This is a genomic window from Blattabacterium cuenoti (genome assembly GCF_014252355.1).
Classification (GTDB): domain Bacteria; phylum Bacteroidota; class Bacteroidia; order Flavobacteriales; family Blattabacteriaceae; genus Blattabacterium; species Blattabacterium cuenoti_AD.
Genome location: NZ_CP059217.1, coordinates 227,273 through 245,893 on the forward strand (window position 1 = coordinate 227,273; position 18,621 = coordinate 245,893).

Here is an 18,621-nt window from a genome sequence, read left to right on the forward strand (position 1 = left end):
AAAAATATCAACAAAAAAAAGCTAAACAAAAAAAATATCAACAAAAAAAAGCTAAACAAAAAAAATATCAACAAAAAAAAGCTAAACAAAAAAAATATCAACAAAAAAAAGCTAAACAAAAAAAATATCAACAAAAAAAAGCTAAACAAAAAAAATAAAAAACATACAGTTCTTACTACTACAAAAGCTAGACAAAACAATTTAAAAACTAAAAAAATCAAAAAACACTAATTTGGATATTGCTATTTAGTTTTTTTTTGTAGTAGAAAAATATTTAGATATATAAATACTAATTTGATATAAAATTAATAATGGAATTAAAACAATTATTGTACTTATTAGATCTCCTGGTGTAATTGCCGATGAAAAAATTAAAATAATTAAAAAAGCATGTTTTTTATATTTTGTTAAAAAAATATTAGAAAGTAATTCTAATTTCGTTAACATATATATAAATAATGGAAAAAGAAATGTTATACCCATAGATAATATTGTGTTTATTATTAATGATATATAATCGGATAAATCAAATATATTTTTAGGTATAGAACTAATTTGAAAGTTTGTGCCAAAAAAAATAATAAAAGGAAATAATACAAAATAACCGAAACATATACCAAATAAAAATAATAATGATGCAATGATTAAAATATTTTGAGTATATTTTTTTTCTTGGTTAGATAATGCAGGACATATAAACATCCAAAATTCATAAAATATGTACGGAAAGGATAATATAACCCCCCCCCATAAACAAGCCCATATATAAATATTAAATTGACCAAAAATTGATCTATTTTGTATTTCTAAATGTTTTTCTGAAAACATTGAATAAATTGGAGTATGAAAAAAAAAATGATAATTTAGAAATAATTCTATAAGTAAAAAAATTGTTTTTAACAGGACCAAAAAGTATATAATCAAATATAAAATATTTATTCTGCATAAGAATAATTGTTGCAATCACAATTGCAATAAGACTACGTATTATATGTTTTCTTAATTCTTCAATATGTCTCCACACAGGCAGTATTTTTTCTTTCATATTTTTTTTTATATATGCTTTTTTTTAATATAAATTAAATAAAGAAATACAAAATAAATTAATTATATGAAATGTGGAATTGTTGGATTACCTAATGTAGGAAAATCAACGTTTTTTAATTTTATTTCTAATTCTAAAGCTAGATCAGCCAATTTTCCTTTTTGCACTATTGAACCAAATTATGGATATACAATAGTTCCAGATACAAGATTAATAAACTTAAAAATGCTTATTAATTCTATTAAAATAATTCCATCTGAAATTCAATTAGTAGATATTGCAGGATTAATAGAAGGATCACATGAAGGTAATGGATTAGGAAATAAATTTTTATCTAATATTAGAGAAACAAATGTTATTATTCATATCATTAGATGTTTTAAAGATATCAAAATTATTCATGTAGAAAATAATATTAATCCAATAAGAGATAAAGAAATTGTAGATATAGAATTACAATTAAAAGATTTAGAAACAATAGAAAATAAAATTAATAGATTATTAAAAATAAATAAAAAATTATATAAACAAGATATGTTGGATACTTTAAATAAAATTCATGTGTTTTTAAAACAGGGAAAAAATATAAGAATGTGTCCATTAACAGAAAATGAAATTGATTATATACAAGATTTACATTTATTAACACTTAAACCAGTGATTTATGTAGCAAATACAAATCAAAAACATGAAGATTATAATATTAGTTCTTTACAAGAACTCACTGAAAAAGAAAAAGCTCCATTTTTTATTTTATCTTTAGATGAGAAAAAAAAATATTTATACAAATCAAAAATTGGTGAAATTATTAATATGGTATATAAGTTATTCAACTTAAAATGCTTTTTTACAATAGGAAAAAACGAAATACGTTCTTGGTCTATTCCAAATAATTGGACTAGTTATCTAGCTTCTTCTAAAATTCATACAGATTTAAAAAAAGGATTTATTTGTGCTGAAGTAATTCATTATAATGATTTTATTAAATATAAATCAGAAGAAAAAGTAAAAGAAGCTGGAAAAAAATTAGTAGTTGGAAAAAATTATCTCATTAAAGATGGAGATATTATTAAATTTAAATTTAATAAATAAAAAATTTTTTTTCATCATTATTAATTTCTTTAATAGTTTCAAATATTAATTGTACTGTTTGTTCAACATCATTTCTATGAACCATTTCAACAGTAGTATGCATATATTTAAGGGGAATAGAAATCAAAGCTGATGAAACACCTTTATTAGAATATGCAAATGCATCTGTATCTGTTCCAGTATTGATAGATGTTACTAAACGTTGAAAAGATAATTTATTTTTATTAGCTGTATTTATTAATAATTCTCTCAAATATTTTTGTATAGATGTAGAATAGACAATAACTGGACCACTTCCACATTTAACATTACCATGAATTTTTTTATCAATCATAGGAGTAGACGTATCATGAGTTACATCAGTAACAATAACAATATTAGGATTTAATATATTAGAAATTATTTTTGCTCCTTTTAATCCCACTTCTTCTTGAACAGAATTTACAACGTATAATCCAAATTTTAAATTTATTTTATCTTTGACTATTTTTTTCAATACTTGTGCAATGATAAAACCTCCTATTTTATTATCTAATGATCTACAAACAAAATAATTTTTATTAAGAATAAAAAACTGATCAGGATAAGTAATTAAGCATCCAACATGTATTCCCATATTTTCTACTTCTTTTTTATCAGAAGCTCCAACATCAATAAAAATATTATCTACATTTGGATATTTATCTTCTGAGAAAGTTTTTCTAGTATGAATTGCAGGCCATCCAAACACTCCATATTTTAATCCTTGTTTTGTATGAATAACAATTTTTTTAGATATAGCAATTTGATGATCTATTCCTCCATTTCTAGAAACATATATAATTCCATTATCAGAAATGTAATTAACATACCAAGAAATTTCATCAACATGTGCTTCAATAATTAATTTATATGGAGAATTATTAGGATTGAGTATACCAACAACCGTTCCATATAAATCTGTTTGTATTTTATTCACATAATGTTTTATATAATTTGTCCATATATTTTGACTTTCACTTTCATCTCCAGATGGAGAAACACTATTTAAATATTTTTGTAAAAATTTAATATCTTCTTCGTTAATATTGTAACAATAATTTTTATCCATATTATCTAAAATGTTTTAAATATTAATTAATCCTTTAAAAATTAATTTAGTTGATCCTGTTAAATAAATTTCTTTATATTTATTGTTAATTGCAATAAATGAAACCCACAATTTTCCTCCATTAGTATAAGTTAAAATTTTTTTTGTAACATTGATTTTATTCATTTTATATGAGGCAATAACAGATGCAACAACTCCTGTTCCACATGAAAGAGTTTCATGTTCAATTCCTCGTTCATAAGTTCGTATGATAAGTTCATTATTTTTTAATAATTGTACAAAATTAACATTTACTCCTTCTTCTAAATATTCATTTTTAAATTGTATTTTTTTTCCACATTGATTAACATCTATATTCTTTATATCTTTTACAAAAATAATATGATGAGGTGAACCTGTATTTAAAAATATATATTTTGTATTTATTTTAATTGTATTTGAATCAATATTAAGCATTTGTATAGATACTAAATGATTTTTTAAAATTGTTCCATAATGTTGACCATCTATAGCTCTAAAACTAATCATATTTTGTTGTGATATTTCCATATGTTTTGCAAACAATATTGCACAACGACCTCCATTTCCACACATAGTACTTTCTTTTCCATCAGAATTATAATACTTCATATAAAAATCATTCTTTGAATTTTTTTTATCGTCTGTAATTAATATAATTCCATCTGCTCCAATACCAAAATGTCTATTACATAATTTTTTTAAAAAATTTATATTATTATATGGAATAATGTGATATCTACAATCAATAATAATAAAATCATTTCCAGTCCCTTGATATTTAAAAAAATTTATTTTCATACATATTGTTTATAAAAAAATGCATATTTGCAGAATATAGAATATATTATATAATATTATGAAGAAAATAATTTTTTATGTTATCCTTAGTAGTATTATGAGTTCCATAATAACTATGACTACATATAAAAAATATACACAACAAAATGAATCTAATTTTCTTTATAATACTGCATATCCATTTAGATGGAATAATCCTATGTTAATCAGTAGTTATAATCATGGATTACCAGATTTTACTAAAGTGGTTAACAAAACTATTAATACAGTAGTAAATATTAAAAATTATTATAAAGATTATGGATCCAATGAAAAATTGAATTTTGATCCATTTGATTTATTTTTTGGATTTCCAGATCATTATAGATATAGAAAACATAGTATAGGATTAAAATTAAAAAATATAGTTTATAATAAGAAAATAGAAGAAGAAGAAGAAGAATGGCAAGGTATTCATGGGTCCGGTGTTATAATATCTTCTGATGGATACATAGTAACTAATTATCATGTAATTCAAAATGCTAATAAAATAGAAGTTACATTAAATGATCAAAGATCTTATAACGCTAAATTAATAGGAAAAGATTCTAGTACAGATATTGCTTTGTTAAAAATTAATGAAAAAGGATTACCATTTATTTCTTTTTCAGATTCTAATAAAGTACAAGTTGGTGAATGGGTTTTAGCAATTGGAAATCCTTTTGATTTAAATTCTACCGTTACTGCAGGAATAATAAGTGCAAAAAATCGGAATTTAGGAATTTTAAGAGAAGGAAATAAAAATTTATCACCTATAGAATCTTTTTTTCAAACTGATGCAGCAGTCAATCCTGGGAATAGTGGCGGAGCATTAGTAAATACAAATGGTGAATTAATAGGTATTAATACAGCAATTTCGTCTAATTCTGGAAATTATATAGGATATAGTTTTGCAGCACCTTCAAATATAGTAATCAAAGTGGTCCAAGATATTAAAAAATATGGTGTAGTTAAACGTGCATGTCTAGGAATTAAAGGAATTGAATTATCTAAATTAGAATCTTATGATAAGATAAAACCTAAATCAGGATTATTAATTGAAAAAATATATAATAAAAGTGGGGCTTATTATGCTGGATTAAAAATAGGAGATATTATTAAAAGTATCAATGGATATCCTATTCAAAATATATCTGATTTATCAATGATTATAGGGACAAAATCTCCTGGAGATAAATTAAAAATAACATTTTTAAGAACAGAACATATAATGGATTGTGATCTTATTTTAAAAGAGTCACAAAATGATGAGGAGGATCAGGATCCACAACCACAAATACAACATAATAATATCAAACAATCCTCTTCTTTATTCTTAGGAGGTACTTTTAAAAAATTAGAAATAAAAGATAAAAAAACTTATAGACTAAATTATGGAATTAAAGTTATAAATTTGAAGAAAAATGGTAAGTTGAATGAACTTGGAATAGATGTAGGTGACATTATAATATCTATTAATGGTAAAAAAATCAAAAATCCTAAAGATGTAGATAATTTTTTAAAAAAATATGAGAGATATGATAGATATGTTACAATAAAAGCTATTAAATCAAATGGAGATATATATATAGCTAGTTTTAAGTAATATTAATTTTATAATTATAAACGGTGCATTAATATTGGAATAATTGATTTTTTCCAATGTACAAAAGTATTTTTTAATATTTTTTCTCTTGCTGTTTTCATAAGATGAAAATAAAAATTAAGATTATGTATAGTAGCAATTTGTTGAGCTAAATTTTCTTTAGAATAAAAAAGATGTCTTACATAAGATTTACTATATGTTTTATCTACATAAGAAGTTCCAAATTCATCTAAACAAGAAAAATCTTTTTTCCATTTACTATTTTTTATATTTAAAATACCTTTCCAAGTAAATAATAAACCATGTCTTCCATTTCTTGTAGGAATGACACAATCAAACATATCTATTCCCAGAGAAATAGCTTCTAAAATATCTGAAGGATTTCCAACCCCCATTAAATATCTAGGTTTGTTTTCAGGTAGTTGATCAGTTATTATATTTATAATATATTGCGTGTCTTCTTTTTTTTCTCCCAGACTTAATCCACCTATAGCATATCCATCATATTCTTGTATTAAACTAACGGTTTCCACTGAAGATTTTCTTAAATCGGGATATACGCTCCCATGGACAATAGGAAATAAACTTTGTTTATGATTATATATTTCTGGATTATTTTTTAAATAATTAGCACATTTTTTTAACCATAAATGTGTTCGTATTAAAGACTTTTTTGCTTCTATATAACTACAAGGATATGGTGGACAATCATCAAACGCCATGATTAAATCTCCACCTATTATACGTTGAATTTTCATAGATTTTTCTGGATAAAAAAAATGAAGGCTCCCATTAAAAATAGATTTAAATTGTACTCCTTCTTCAGTTATTTTATTTAATTTTTTCATAGAAAAAATTTGAAATCCTCCACTATCTGTTAGAATTGATTGATGCCAATTCATAAAAGAATGAAGTCCTTTAATTTTATGTAAAACTTCAACTCCAGGATAAAAAAATAGATGATATGCATTTCCAAGAATCATTTTATAACCGATTTTTTCTAATTCATGTTTAGAAACACATTGAATTGCTCCTTTTGTTGCAACTGGCATAAAAATTGGAGTTTCCATACTACCATGATCAGTTATTAAAATTCCTACTCTACTTTTAGTAAATTTATCCTTTTTGATTAAATTGAATTTCATTCTTAAATGATAAATAATAATTTAAAATTATAAATACAATAATTGAAAAAAAGGAATTTTCAAAAAAAAATAAAAATTTGTTTTATCATAACCCAGTTATGTTACAAGAAAGCGTCAAATTACTAATTACAAATAAAAACGGAATTTATGTAGATGCTACATTTGGATGTGGAGGACATTCATTAGAAATATTAAAACAATTAGATACACAATCAATTTTAATTGCTTTAGATCAAGATAATGAATCTATAAAAAATAATTTTATTAAAGATAAAAGACTTCATTTATTTCATGATAATTTTATAAATATTAAACAAATTTTAAAAAAAATTAATATAAATAAAATATCAGGATTATTAGTAGATTTAGGGTTTTCTTCTTTTCAACTCAATAATCCATCTAGAGGATTTTCACATCAGGTGAACGGAATTTTAGATATGAGAATGAATCAAACAATTCATTATTCAGCTTTAGATGTTATTAATAAATCTTCAGAAAAAAAATTATTTTATATATTTTCTAAATATGGTGAATTTAATAATCCAATGAAAATTGTGAAAAAAATATTAAAGTTTCGTTTAAAACAACCTATTATAACTACATATGATTTAATAAATTTATTTTTTTTAAAAAAATCTTCTTTTCATCAAAGAAAAAGATTTTTATCAAAATTGTTTCAGGCTATAAGAATAGAAGTAAATAACGAAATTCAATGTTTACAAACTCTTCTTATAGAATCTTCTAATATTATATTGCCTGGAGGTAGAATTTCGTTTATATCATATCATTCTATAGAAGATAGAATTATTAAATATTTTATTAAACAAGGAAAATTAAATAATATAAAAATCAATAATATTATACCACCATTTAAAATGATTCATAATAAAGTAATAACACCAAATATAGAAGAAATGAAATGTAATCCAAAATCTAGGAGTGCAAAGTTAAGAGTAGCAGAAAAAATATAAGTTTTTTATGAAAATTCAAGATATTTTAAAAGGAAAGTTTTTAGTAGAAAAACAATCTTATCATAATTGGAATTTTATTGTTTTCATTACATTTTTATCTTTAATCAGTATTACTAGTTCTCATATAATGGATCAAGAAATAAGAAAAATAACTAAAATTAATGAAGAAATTAAAGAATTAAAATCTGAATATGCATCTATACAAAGTAGATATATTAAGATAAAATTATTATCTGTATTAAAAACATTATTGCAATCAACAGGATTAAAAAATTTGGAATACCCTCCATATGAGGTGATTTTAAAAGATGAAAAATAAAATTATATATGAAACAATATAGTAATAGTAGTATAACTACAATCAAAAATAAAAAAAGATATTTTTTGTTATATAAATCTTATATAATTAGTTTATTTTTTATTTCTATTTCTATATTAATTATTTTTAATTTATTTCACATTCAACATTCTTCAGATCATTATAAACAATCTTTGATAAATAATACAATTAGAATCAATTTAATAAAAGCTAAACGTGGAAATATATATGCAACAGATAAAAGTATTTTAGCTATGTCGATTATACGATATGACGTACATATTGATTTTAAATCTATTTCAGATCAAGTTTTTGAACAAAATCTTTCTGCCTTGTGCAATTCTTTATCATCATTTTTTAAAAAACCAAAATCATTTTTTTATTATAAGTTTAAATATGAAAAAAAAATTGGCAACAGATATTATTTGTTAGCAAAAAATTTAGATTATGCTAATTTTAAACTTTTGCAAAGTTTTCCAATTTTTAATAAAGGAAAAATAAAAGGTGGGTTTATTGTAGAAAATAAGATGTATAGAGTGCATACACTAGAAAATATTGGCAAAAGAACTTTAGGATATGATGATCATAGAGGAAAAGCTGGATTAGAAGGAGCATTTAGCAAATACTTAAAAGGAAAAGATGGTAAACGTTTAGAACAACGTATAAGTGCAAATATATGGAAACCATTATATTATAAAAATGCAGTAGAACCAGAAGATGGAAAAGATGTTTATTCGACTATAGATATATATTTACAAGATATAGCATATCATGCTTTAATTAAAGAATTATATAAATCACGTGCAGATCATGGATGTGTTATTTTAATGGAAGTGAAAAGTGGCAAAATTAGAGCAATGATCAATTTAGAAATAACTAAAAATAATACTTATGAAGATGTTAGAAATTTTGCTGTATGGGAAGGTAGTGAACCAGGTTCTACTTTTAAAACTATTTCAATATTAGTAGCTTTAGAAGATAAAACAATAGACACAAATGAAATGATAAAAATTAATAATGGAGTTTTCAAATTAAAAGGAAAAGAAATAAGAGATAATAATATACTTTTTAAAAATAAAGTAATTAAAGAAATCAGTCCACAACAAATTTTAGAAAATTCATCAAATGTTGGAATTGCCAAAATTATTTATAATAATTATAAGGAACATCCTGAAAGATTTTTAAAATATTTGTTTGAATGGAATTTAAATAAAAAAATAGGAATAGATATTCCAGGAGAAAGTTATCCCATTATTCCAAAACCTGGAGACAAAAATTGGAGTAGTATTACACTTCCATGGATGACTTTTGGATATAATTTAAAATTAACTCCTTTACAAATTATTACTTTTTATAATGCTATTGCAAATCAAGGTAAAATGATTAAACCTATTTTTATTAGAGAAATAAAGTATCGTGGTAAAAGTCTTAAAAAATATACGACTCCAATAGTTATTAATCCTTCTATAGCAAAAGAATCTTCTATAAAAAAAATTCAAAATATGTTAGAAGGAGTTGTAAAACATGGAACAGCAAAAAAATATTACAATCCAAAATATCCATATGCGGGAAAAACTGGAACTACACAATTAAATTATTGGATTAAAAAACAACCGTTAACTTACAATAGTTCTTTTGTTGGATATTTTCCTTCAAAAAATCCAAAATATTCTTGTATTGTTGTTATTTCAAAACCAAAAACTGGATACTACGGAATAGAAGTTGCTGTTCCAGTATTTGATAATATTGTACAATCCATTTATCCAATAATAGTACTACAAAATGGTAATAAATATAATAATTATATTACCAACAAGAATATTATTATGGATTCTTTGAAAGAATTTAAAATATCAAAAATATATTTATTTAATAAAAATATTATACCAAATATTATCTCAATACCTGGAAAAGAAATTATTCCAATATTGGAAAATTATGGATTGAAAGTAGAATATTCAGGAGTTGGAAAAGTGCTTTATCAATCTATCAAACCGGGAAGCAAATTTAAAAAAAATCAAAAGATATTTTTGAAATTAGAAGAATGATGAACAAATCATTAAAATTTATATTACAAGATATTCCTGTGTTAAAAATTATAGGAACTAATAATAAATTAATAAAAGGCATTTCTACAGATTCAAAATCTATTCAATCTAATATGATGTTTATAGCTTATAAAGGCCAAACAAAAGATGGACATGATTTTATAGAAGAATCAATAAAAAAAGGAGCTACTGTTATAATTTGTGAAAAAATTCCGATATATTGTATTATTCATCATAAAATTACTTATGTATTAGTAAAAAATTCCATAGATATTTTAGGAAAGATTGCTTCTAATTATTATGATAATCCAACAAAAAAAATAAAATTAATAGGAATTACAGGAACTAATGGGAAAACAACAGTATCATCTATTCTTTATCAATTATTTTATCATCTTGAAGAAAAACCATTACTAATTTCTACAATAGCTATTATAATATTAAATAAACAATTGGACACTATACATACTACTCCTAATATTATTGATATTAATAAATATTTAAATTTATCCATTAAAAAAGGATGTAAATATGCATTTATGGAAGTTAGTTCACATGGCATTCATCAAAATAGAATTAATGGATTATTTTTTTTTGGTGGAATATTGACTAATATTACACATGATCATTTAGATTATCATAAATCGTTTAATCATTATATCTCTATTAAAAAAACTTTTTTTGAAAAATTTTTAACAAGACATTCTTTTGCATTAATTAATGCTGATGATCAATATTCACATATAATGACGCAAAATTTATTAGCTAAGTTATATTTGTATGGAATTATACATCAATATAATTGCAAAATTAAAATCATTCATCAGACTTTTAATGGACATTTATTAATGATTAATGGATATAAATTCATGTTTCCTTTAATTGGAAAATTTAATGTATATAATCTTTTAGCAAGTTATATAACAGCTACTATACTATTGGATGACAAAAAAAAAATTATCATTTTAAAAAACTTAAAAAATATTATACCAATAAAAGGACGTTGTGAACAATTTATTACTTCTTATGGAGTTCGTATAATAGTAGATTATGCTCATAATCCAGATGGATTAAAAAATTTGTTAATATCTGTGAATAATTTAAAATCCCAAACATCAAAATTGTTATGTATTATAGGATGTGGAGGAAATAGAGATAAAACAAAACGTCCTTTAATGGGCCAAATAGTTTATAATATTTGTGATATATCAATTTTTACTTCAGATAATCCTAGAAATGAGGATCCAGAAGAAATACTATATGATATGAAAAAATTTATATTGTTTACTACAAAAAAAGTTTTACTCACAATAGTAGATAGAGAAAAAGCTATTAAATCTGCAATTAAAATGGCAAAAGCAAAAGATATCATTCTGATTTTAGGAAAAGGGCATGAAAATTATCAAGAAATTCAAGGGACTCGTTATCCATTTAATGATATGATTGTAGTTAAAAAATTTTTTAATAAAAAAATAACTCATTAATTACTTAATTAGTTATTTTAATAATATTTATGTTATGTCTTTATACTGTTTATTAATATCTTTTATATTATCAATTATTATATCATTATTATCTAATAAAGCCATAATTTATTGTAATATCAAAAAGCATAATATTATAGCAGACAAAATAAGAAATCTTGGTCTTTGTGGGCAAAGAAAAAAAGAAGGAACTCCAACATTTGGTGGAATTAGTATTATCATTTCTACATTAATTCCAACATTTTTTTTTTCTCAATTGAATAATATATATGTACTTATGCTTATAAGTACAACATTATGGATGGGGGCTATAGGTGTCATTGATGATTATATCAAAATAAAATATAATAAAAAAGGATTAAATGGAATTTTTAAAATATTGGGTCAATTAATATTAGGAATATTTATAGGTTGTACAATGTATTTTAATAGAAACATTACTATAATTGACAATGCAAAAGTGAATATTATTAATAACTATACTAATGATAATAGTACTAAAAAAATACATTGTTTGAAAACAACTTGTCCTATTTTTTTTCGTAATGATGAATTAGATTATACTTCTATTATGACTTATTACAATAAAACATGGTATAAATATACTTGGATAATTTTTGTGCCTATTATTATGTTATTAATTGTATTTATGTCTAATAGTGCTAATTTATCTGATGGACTAGATGGATTAACATCTGGAGTTTCTTCTATAATTGTAATTACTTTATTTTTATTTACTTGTTTTTCAAGTCATAAATTTTATCACAAACATTCTCATTTTATGTGTATTACAAATATAGAAGAAATTATGATATTTTCTATTTCTCTTTTAGGTGCGTTAATTGGATTTTATTGGTATAATGCATATCCAGCTCAAATATTTATGGGAGATACAGGAAGTTTGACTATAGGAAGTGTACTAGCAGTAATATCAATTTTTTTAAGAAAAGAATTATTATTTCCTGTAATATTTGGAATTTTCTTTGTTGAAAATATTTCTGTAGTGATACAAGTATTGTTTTTCAAATTTTATAAAACAATGTATGGAATTGAAAAAAGAATTTTTTTGATGTCTCCTATTCATCATCATTTTCAAAAATTAGGTTATCACGAAAATAAAATAGTTAATCGTTTTTGTATAATACAAATTATACTATCTTCTTTAATAATTTTTTATTTAATTAATGCGCAATAAATAATGAATAACAAACAATTAATAGTGATATTAGGTGGTGGGGAAAGTGGAGTAGGAGCGGCATTGTTAGCTAAAAAAATGGGATTTAAAATCTTTGTATCTGATTCAGGTTGTATTTCTCATAATAACAAAACAATTTTATTAAAAAATAAAATTTCTTTTGAAGAAAACAAACACACGGAAAGTATAATTTTAAATAAATCTAATAAAATTATAAAAAGTCCAGGACTTTCAACAAATGATAGAATTATCAAAAAAATAAATCATTATGGAATTCCTATGATGTCGGAAGTAGAATTTGGAAAAAATTATAACCAAGATTCTTATATAATTAGTATTACTGGTACAAATGGAAAAACTACTACATCAATGATGATTTATAAAATACTTAAACAAGAAGGTATGCAAGTTGGAATAGCAGGAAATATAGGAAAAAGTTTTGCAAAAGAAGTTTTGAAAAAAAAAAAAATTTATGTATTAGAATTAAGCAGTTTTCAATTAGATGATTGTTCCAAATTTCGTTCTAATATTGCAGTATTATTAAATATAACTAGAGATCATTTAAATATATATTCTAATATAAAAAATTATATTTTTTCTAAATTTAGAATAGCAACATTGCAAAAAAGTAAAGATATATTTATTTATAATTATGATGATCCTATTATTAGAGAAGAAATGAAAAATTTTTCCATTAAATCTCACTGTATTCCTTTTTCTATACAAAAGGAATTATCGTTAGGAGCATATATAAAAAACAATTCTATTTTCATTAGAAATCCAAATTACAAAGAGTCCCATATATTAGAACTACGAAATATACCTTTAATAGGAGATCATATTATTTACAATATTTTAGCTAGTATATTAGCCTCTAGTTTTTTAAATGTTACTAATCAATCTATAACTTCTACTATCTTAGGAATGAAACCAATAGAACATCGTATGGAACCTATCATGAAGATCAATGGAGTTTCATTCATTAATGATTCTAAAGCTACTAATGTAAGTTCTGTTTTTTATGCATTAAAAAGTTTAAGTTATCCTATAATATGGATAGCTGGAGGAAAAGATAAAGGAAATGATTATTTAGAATTATTAACATTAGTTAAAAAAAAAGTAAAATTTGTTATTTTATTAGGTAAAGAAAATAGTAATTTTAAAACTTATTTTAAAAATATTATTGATATTATTTTGGAAACACAAAATGTTAGAAAAGCTGTTCGTATAGCATATTTTTTGTCGGTTAGTGGAGATCATATTATTCTTTCTCCTGCTTGTTCTAGTATCGATCTATTTAAAAATTATATAGATAGAGGAAGAAAATTCAAAAAAGAAGTTAAAAAACTGTTTTGTTATGATGAAAACAATAAATTCTTTTTTAGCAAAACATATAAAAGGAGATAAATATTTATGGGCTTTTATCAGTTTATTGTCCATATTTTCTTTTCTCCCTGTTTATTCCGCATGTACTAATTTAGTTTATACATATGGTGGAGATACTACTGTTTTTAATTATTTATTTAAACATGCTTTTTTTTTACTAATTGGTTATTTAATTCTTTTTATATCTCAATTTATTAATTATAAATATTGTTATCGTCTGTCTGTCTTTGCAATTCCTATAATTTTAATTTTATTGGTATTAACTCTTATACAAGGTAAAAAATTAGATGGAGTTAACGCTTCTAGATGGTTATCTATTCCCATTATCAATATATCTTTTCAAACTTCAAGTATTGCTGGACTAGTAAGTTTTATTTATTGTGCTAGATATTTATCAAAAAACAACAAAATTAATATTTTTCACTCTTTTGTTTTTTTATTATTTCCAATATTTTTAATTATTGGATTAATATTTCCTGCAAATGGATCTACAGCAATTATTGTGTTTGTTTCAGTTTTAATGATTCTTTTTATGGGTGGATATCCATTAAAAGGATTGATTATTTTTTTTATAATTGTAATATTATCAGCAAGTATCTATATTTATTCTGTAATAAAATTAGTAGAAACAAATTCAATGAATAGAGTAAATACTTGGATTAGTAGAATAGAAACTTTTTTTGATCCAAAATCTAATAATAGTTATCAAATGAAACAATCTAAAACAGCTATTTTTTTAGGTAAAAAATTTGGTAGAGGTCCTGGAAAAAGTGTTTTAAAAGCATTTTTGCCGCAATCTTATTCTGATTTTATTTATTCAATCATTATAGAAGAATATGGATTGTTTGGTGGAGTAATACTATTATTCATATATATTATGATTTTATTTAGAATTATAGTGATTGCTACAAAAGTAGATAATTATTTTTGTACTTTATTAGTTCTTTCCGTAGGATTTCCTATTATTAATCAAGCATTAGTAAATATGGGAATAGCTGTTGGATTATTTCCCGTTACAGGACAAACACTGCCTCTTATTAGTGCAGGAGGAACTTCTATGTGGGTTACTTTTTTTAGTTTTGGTATTATATTGAGTGTTAGTAGAATGATTGAACAAAAACAAGAATAAATCAATAGCTTGTAATGCAATGAAAAAAAAAAAAATACCAAAAATAATTATTGGAAGTGGAGGAACATGTGGTCATATTTATCCTGGAATAGCTATAGCTGAAGAATTAAGTACTAAAGTACCAAAAAGTCATATTTTGTTTATTGGATCTAAAAATCATATGGAAATGCAGGAAATTCCTAAATTTGGATATTTATTTGAAGGAATTCGTATTTCAGGGGGAAAAAATAAATTTTGTTCTATAGTATCAGGAATGATTTTATCTATGGAATTAATTTATAGTTTTTTTTTAATCAAAAAAATTTTTAATAAATTTTGCCCAGATATAGTAATTGGAACAGGTGGTTTTGTAAGTTTTCCTACACTATATGCAGCACACAAATGCAAAATTCCTATTTTGCTACAAGAACAAAATTCATTTCCTGGATTTACTAATAGAATTTTTTCTAGATATGCTAGAAAAATATGTGTTGCTTATAATGAAACAAAAAAAAATTTTCCAAAAAAAATAAAACACAATATTATTACAACTGGAAATCCTATTAGATCTGAAATCATGCACAAAATATTGTTAGATAAAAAACAAGCATGTTTGAATTTAGGATTAAATGTGAATAAACCAATTATTTTATCTATAGGTGGAAGTCAAGGAGCTCATAGCATTAATATGGCTTGGATTAATGGATTAAATAAGTTAATAAATTTAGATATACAACTTATTTGGCAAGTTGGAAAAATAGATATTATAAAAATATCCAAAAATATAAATTTTTATCATAAAAATATTATTATCATGGATTTTATTGAAAATATTAGAATTTATTATTCAGCAGCAGATATTGTAGTATCTAGAGCTGGTGGATTAACTATATCAGAAATATCTTTAATAGGAAAACCTTTTATACTCATACCTTTGCCTTTCGCATCTGATGATCATCAAAATAAAAATGCTAAAATGTTGGAGGAACAAGATGCAGCTTTAATTATAAACAATGAAGAAATAGAACAAAAATTAGTAGATGCTACTATAGATCTTTTAAACGACTCTATAAGACAAAATAGAATGATAAAAAATATTTTAAAATTAGGTAAACCTAAAGCAACATATAACATTGTTAAAGAAATTTCACATATTATTGATTTATGAATTTGGATGATATTAAGGCTTTTTATTTTATAGGAATAGGTGGTATGGGAATGAGTTCTTTAGCTAGCTATTTAAATTATATAGGTAAAAAAGTTTCTGGTTATGATAGATCGAGAAGTTTTTTAACTCACAAATTAGAACAAGAAGGCATTTCAATCATTTATCATGATAATATAGACTTATTACCATCATGGATCTATTCTGAACAATGTTTAATTGTTTATACCCCTGCTATTACAAAGAATAATAATAAACAATGGATATTTTTACAAAAAAATGGAAAAAAAAATATTCAAAAAAGATCTCAGTTATTATCTTTGATTACTAAAAATAAAATATGTATAGCTATTGGAGGAACTCATGGTAAAACTACAACTGGTGTTTTATTAGGACATATATTGAAAATCACAGGTAAAAATATCACTGCTTTTCTTGGAGGAATTTCTGAAAATTATCAATCTAATTTAATTTTAAATGGAAATGATATGTTTTTAGTAGAAGCAGATGAATTTGATCATTCATTTTTACATTTGAATCCAAATATAGCATGTATTACTTCTTTAGATCAAGATCATGTAGATACTTATCCCAAAAAAGATAATTTAGTTCAAGCATATATAAAATTTTCTCAAAGAATACGACATCCATATAAAACAATATTTCTTTGTAAAGAGGAATCTTATTATAGTTTGTCTAAAACTATAACAACAAACATAATATATTATTCTATTCTAAAAAAAGAAAAAGGAATTTATTATTCTAATCATATTTATATAAAAGAAAATAAATGGTATTTTGATTTCCATACTCCAAAAGAAACTTGGAAAAATCTTACATTACCACTTCCAGGATATCATAATTTAAAAAATATAACAGCTGCATTAGCAATTTCAGATTATTTAAAACTTAAAGAAAATGAAGTAAGAAAAGCTTTGTGGTTATTTAAAGGAATTCATAGAAGATATTCTATTCATTTTCAATCTAAAGAAAAAATTTATATTGATGATTATGCTCATCATCCAACAGAAATTAATGCGTTAATTAATACTATTAGAAAGTGTTTTATAAATAAACAAATATTGGGAGTATTTCAACCTCATTTATTTAGTAGAACTAAATTTTTTGAAGAAGATTTTGCCAGAAGTTTAGAAAAATTAGATATTTTAATTTTGTTAGATATTTATCCCGCTAGAGAATTACCTTTATATGGAGTGAATTCTTATAAATTATTAGATAAAATAAAAATGAAAAACAAAGAAGTTTCTAATATGAGTAATTTATTAAATCAAATAGAAAAAAAACAATTTGATATTTTGCTTACTATAGGAGCAGGAAGTATTGATTCATTGGTATATACTATTAAAAATTGGTTTCACAAACGATATGGATAGATGTATAATCTAAAAAAAAGAATGTTTATTACAATTTTATATTTTACTTTGATAAGTATATTATTTTTTTTTTCTCAACAAACATCTAAAAATAGAAAATTTACAAAATTAAATATTATTATTTATCCATTATATAAGGATCATTTGATTAATGAAGATATTGTAAAAAATATTTTATTTGATAAAGACAAAGGATATATAACAAAAAAAATTGGTCAATTGTGTATATTAAGAATGGAAAAAAAGTTGAATCATTATCCTTTTATAAAAAAATCTGAAATATTTTTGAGTGTGGATGGGACCTTAAACATTAAAATTCAGGAACAACAACCAATTTTGAGAATCAAAACTGGAAACAAAGAACATTATCTAACTCAGGATGCAGAATATTTAGAACTTTCTTCTTATTATTTTAAAACCAGAGTTATATTATTAGCTACCGGAGAATTTTCAAAAGAAGAAAAACAAGAATTAGTCAAGTTAGTCAATGTCATAAATTCAGATGAATTATTAAAACATCAAATTATTAGCATAAAAAAAACAAAAGACAATATATTTAGTTTAATACCAAAAATTGGTAATCATTATATAATATTAGGAAATCTAAAAAATTTTAGAAAAAAATTGAAAAAATTGAAAGCTTTTTACAAGCAGTATCTAAATAAAATAGATATTAATCAATATCGATTAATTGATTTACAATATAAAAATCAAGTAGTAGCAAAAAAAAGATAAG

15 protein-coding genes and 1 pseudogene are annotated in these 18,621 nt (G+C 22.9%); 12 read left to right on the forward strand and 4 right to left on the reverse strand.

Translation table 11 applies throughout. The annotated features are described in order from the left end of the window. Positions 1 to 246: 246 nt before the first annotated feature. Positions 247 to 1,045: pseudogene (gene tatC, locus H0H38_RS01100) on the reverse strand (twin-arginine translocase subunit TatC). Positions 1,046 to 1,111: 66 nt separating this feature from the next. Here tatC and H0H38_RS01105 point away from each other — a divergent pair. Next, positions 1,112 to 2,137 carry a redox-regulated ATPase YchF gene (locus H0H38_RS01105; RefSeq protein ID WP_185872933.1) on the forward strand — a complete coding sequence of 342 codons (1,026 nt, stop codon included), beginning with the start codon at positions 1,112 to 1,114 and terminating at the stop codon, positions 2,135 to 2,137. On the opposite strand, the gene H0H38_RS01110 is transcribed toward H0H38_RS01105, so the two are convergent. Together H0H38_RS01110 and dapF are read right to left on the reverse strand one after the other, a co-directional pair. Then, complete coding sequence (locus H0H38_RS01110; protein WP_185872934.1) at positions 2,127 to 3,227, reverse strand: M42 family metallopeptidase; 1,101 nt, start codon at positions 3,225 to 3,227, stop codon at positions 2,127 to 2,129. The two genes, H0H38_RS01105 and H0H38_RS01110, sit on opposite strands and share 11 nt — an antisense overlap. A 15-nt stretch (positions 3,228 to 3,242) precedes the next feature. Beyond that, the gene (gene dapF, locus H0H38_RS01115; RefSeq protein ID WP_185872935.1) at positions 3,243 to 4,046 is read right to left on the reverse strand and encodes a diaminopimelate epimerase; all 804 of its coding nucleotides are present in this window, start codon (positions 4,044 to 4,046) and stop codon (positions 3,243 to 3,245) included. Positions 4,047 to 4,104: 58 nt separating this feature from the next. Between dapF and H0H38_RS01120 the strand changes: the two genes are divergently transcribed. Beyond that, on the forward strand, positions 4,105 to 5,670 hold the full coding sequence (locus H0H38_RS01120) for a trypsin-like peptidase domain-containing protein (RefSeq protein ID WP_185872936.1): 1,566 nt from the start codon (positions 4,105 to 4,107) through the stop codon (positions 5,668 to 5,670). A gap of 14 nt (positions 5,671 to 5,684) precedes the next feature. Here the strand turns inward: H0H38_RS01120 and tgt are convergent, their stop codons facing one another. Further along, a complete protein-coding gene (tgt, locus tag H0H38_RS01125) occupies positions 5,685 to 6,815 on the reverse strand; it encodes a tRNA guanosine(34) transglycosylase Tgt (RefSeq protein ID WP_185872937.1) in 1,131 nt (376 codons plus the stop codon). 77 nt (positions 6,816 to 6,892) lie between these two features. Here tgt and rsmH point away from each other — a divergent pair, with 77 nt between their 5' ends. Genes rsmH through H0H38_RS01175 form a run of 10 tightly spaced genes read left to right on the forward strand, consistent with a single transcriptional unit; the run spans position 6,893 to position 18,620 of the window. Next, positions 6,893 to 7,786: a 16S rRNA (cytosine(1402)-N(4))-methyltransferase RsmH gene (rsmH, locus tag H0H38_RS01130; protein ID WP_238785423.1), complete on the forward strand. Its 894-nt coding sequence runs from the start codon at positions 6,893 to 6,895 to the stop codon at positions 7,784 to 7,786. Positions 7,787 to 7,793: 7 nt separating this feature from the next. Then, a complete protein-coding gene (locus H0H38_RS01135) occupies positions 7,794 to 8,105 on the forward strand; it encodes an FtsL-like putative cell division protein (RefSeq protein ID WP_185872938.1) in 312 nt (103 codons plus the stop codon). 8 nt (positions 8,106 to 8,113) lie between these two features. Further along, positions 8,114 to 10,153 carry a penicillin-binding protein gene (locus H0H38_RS01140; protein WP_238785424.1) on the forward strand — a complete coding sequence of 680 codons (2,040 nt, stop codon included), beginning with the start codon at positions 8,114 to 8,116 and terminating at the stop codon, positions 10,151 to 10,153. Further along, positions 10,150 to 11,637, forward strand: a complete 1,488-nt coding sequence (locus H0H38_RS01145; protein ID WP_317168656.1) for a UDP-N-acetylmuramoyl-L-alanyl-D-glutamate--2,6-diaminopimelate ligase — start codon at positions 10,150 to 10,152, stop codon at positions 11,635 to 11,637. The genes H0H38_RS01140 and H0H38_RS01145 overlap by 4 nt, the downstream gene beginning before the upstream one ends. A gap of 34 nt (positions 11,638 to 11,671) precedes the next feature. After that, the gene (locus H0H38_RS01150; protein ID WP_185872939.1) at positions 11,672 to 12,832 is read left to right on the forward strand and encodes a phospho-N-acetylmuramoyl-pentapeptide-transferase; all 1,161 of its coding nucleotides are present in this window, start codon (positions 11,672 to 11,674) and stop codon (positions 12,830 to 12,832) included. A gap of 3 nt (positions 12,833 to 12,835) precedes the next feature. Further along, positions 12,836 to 14,239, forward strand: a complete 1,404-nt coding sequence (murD, locus tag H0H38_RS01155) for a UDP-N-acetylmuramoyl-L-alanine--D-glutamate ligase (protein ID WP_185872940.1) — start codon at positions 12,836 to 12,838, stop codon at positions 14,237 to 14,239. Continuing rightward, a complete protein-coding gene (locus H0H38_RS01160) occupies positions 14,193 to 15,347 on the forward strand; it encodes an FtsW/RodA/SpoVE family cell cycle protein (protein WP_185873002.1) in 1,155 nt (384 codons plus the stop codon). Before murD ends, H0H38_RS01160 begins: the two co-directional genes overlap by 47 nt. Before the next feature lie 19 nt (positions 15,348 to 15,366). Beyond that, positions 15,367 to 16,494: an undecaprenyldiphospho-muramoylpentapeptide beta-N-acetylglucosaminyltransferase gene (gene murG / locus H0H38_RS01165; protein ID WP_185872941.1), complete on the forward strand. Its 1,128-nt coding sequence runs from the start codon at positions 15,367 to 15,369 to the stop codon at positions 16,492 to 16,494. After that, the gene (gene murC / locus H0H38_RS01170; RefSeq protein WP_185872942.1) at positions 16,491 to 17,885 is read left to right on the forward strand and encodes a UDP-N-acetylmuramate--L-alanine ligase; all 1,395 of its coding nucleotides are present in this window, start codon (positions 16,491 to 16,493) and stop codon (positions 17,883 to 17,885) included. Before murG ends, murC begins: the two co-directional genes overlap by 4 nt. 21 nt (positions 17,886 to 17,906) lie before the next feature. After that, positions 17,907 to 18,620, forward strand: a complete 714-nt coding sequence (locus H0H38_RS01175; protein WP_238785425.1) for a cell division protein FtsQ/DivIB — start codon at positions 17,907 to 17,909, stop codon at positions 18,618 to 18,620. Position 18,621 lies beyond the last annotated feature (1 nt).

Excerpts from the sequence above, each read along its gene's own strand:
- H0H38_RS01105 (WP_185872933.1), top strand. The coding sequence starts at position 1,112 with ATGAAATGTGGAATTGTTGGATTACCTAATGTAGGAAAATCAACGTTT.
- H0H38_RS01110 (WP_185872934.1), bottom strand. The coding sequence starts at position 3,227 with ATGGATAAAAATTATTGTTACAATATTAACGAAGAAGATATTAAATTT.
- dapF (WP_185872935.1), bottom strand. The coding sequence starts at position 4,046 with ATGAAAATAAATTTTTTTAAATATCAAGGGACTGGAAATGATTTTATT.
- H0H38_RS01120 (WP_185872936.1), top strand. The coding sequence starts at position 4,105 with ATGAAGAAAATAATTTTTTATGTTATCCTTAGTAGTATTATGAGTTCC.
- tgt (WP_185872937.1), bottom strand. The coding sequence starts at position 6,815 with ATGAAATTCAATTTAATCAAAAAGGATAAATTTACTAAAAGTAGAGTA.
- H0H38_RS01135 (WP_185872938.1), top strand. The coding sequence starts at position 7,794 with ATGAAAATTCAAGATATTTTAAAAGGAAAGTTTTTAGTAGAAAAACAA.
- H0H38_RS01140 (WP_238785424.1), top strand. The coding sequence starts at position 8,114 with ATGAAACAATATAGTAATAGTAGTATAACTACAATCAAAAATAAAAAA.
- H0H38_RS01145 (WP_317168656.1), top strand. The coding sequence starts at position 10,150 with ATGATGAACAAATCATTAAAATTTATATTACAAGATATTCCTGTGTTA.
- H0H38_RS01150 (WP_185872939.1), top strand. The coding sequence starts at position 11,672 with ATGTCTTTATACTGTTTATTAATATCTTTTATATTATCAATTATTATA.
- murD (WP_185872940.1), top strand. The coding sequence starts at position 12,836 with ATGAATAACAAACAATTAATAGTGATATTAGGTGGTGGGGAAAGTGGA.
- H0H38_RS01160 (WP_185873002.1), top strand. The coding sequence starts at position 14,193 with ATGAAAACAATAAATTCTTTTTTAGCAAAACATATAAAAGGAGATAAA.
- murG (WP_185872941.1), top strand. The coding sequence starts at position 15,367 with ATGAAAAAAAAAAAAATACCAAAAATAATTATTGGAAGTGGAGGAACA.
- murC (WP_185872942.1), top strand. The coding sequence starts at position 16,491 with ATGAATTTGGATGATATTAAGGCTTTTTATTTTATAGGAATAGGTGGT.
- H0H38_RS01175 (WP_238785425.1), top strand. The coding sequence starts at position 17,907 with ATGTTTATTACAATTTTATATTTTACTTTGATAAGTATATTATTTTTT.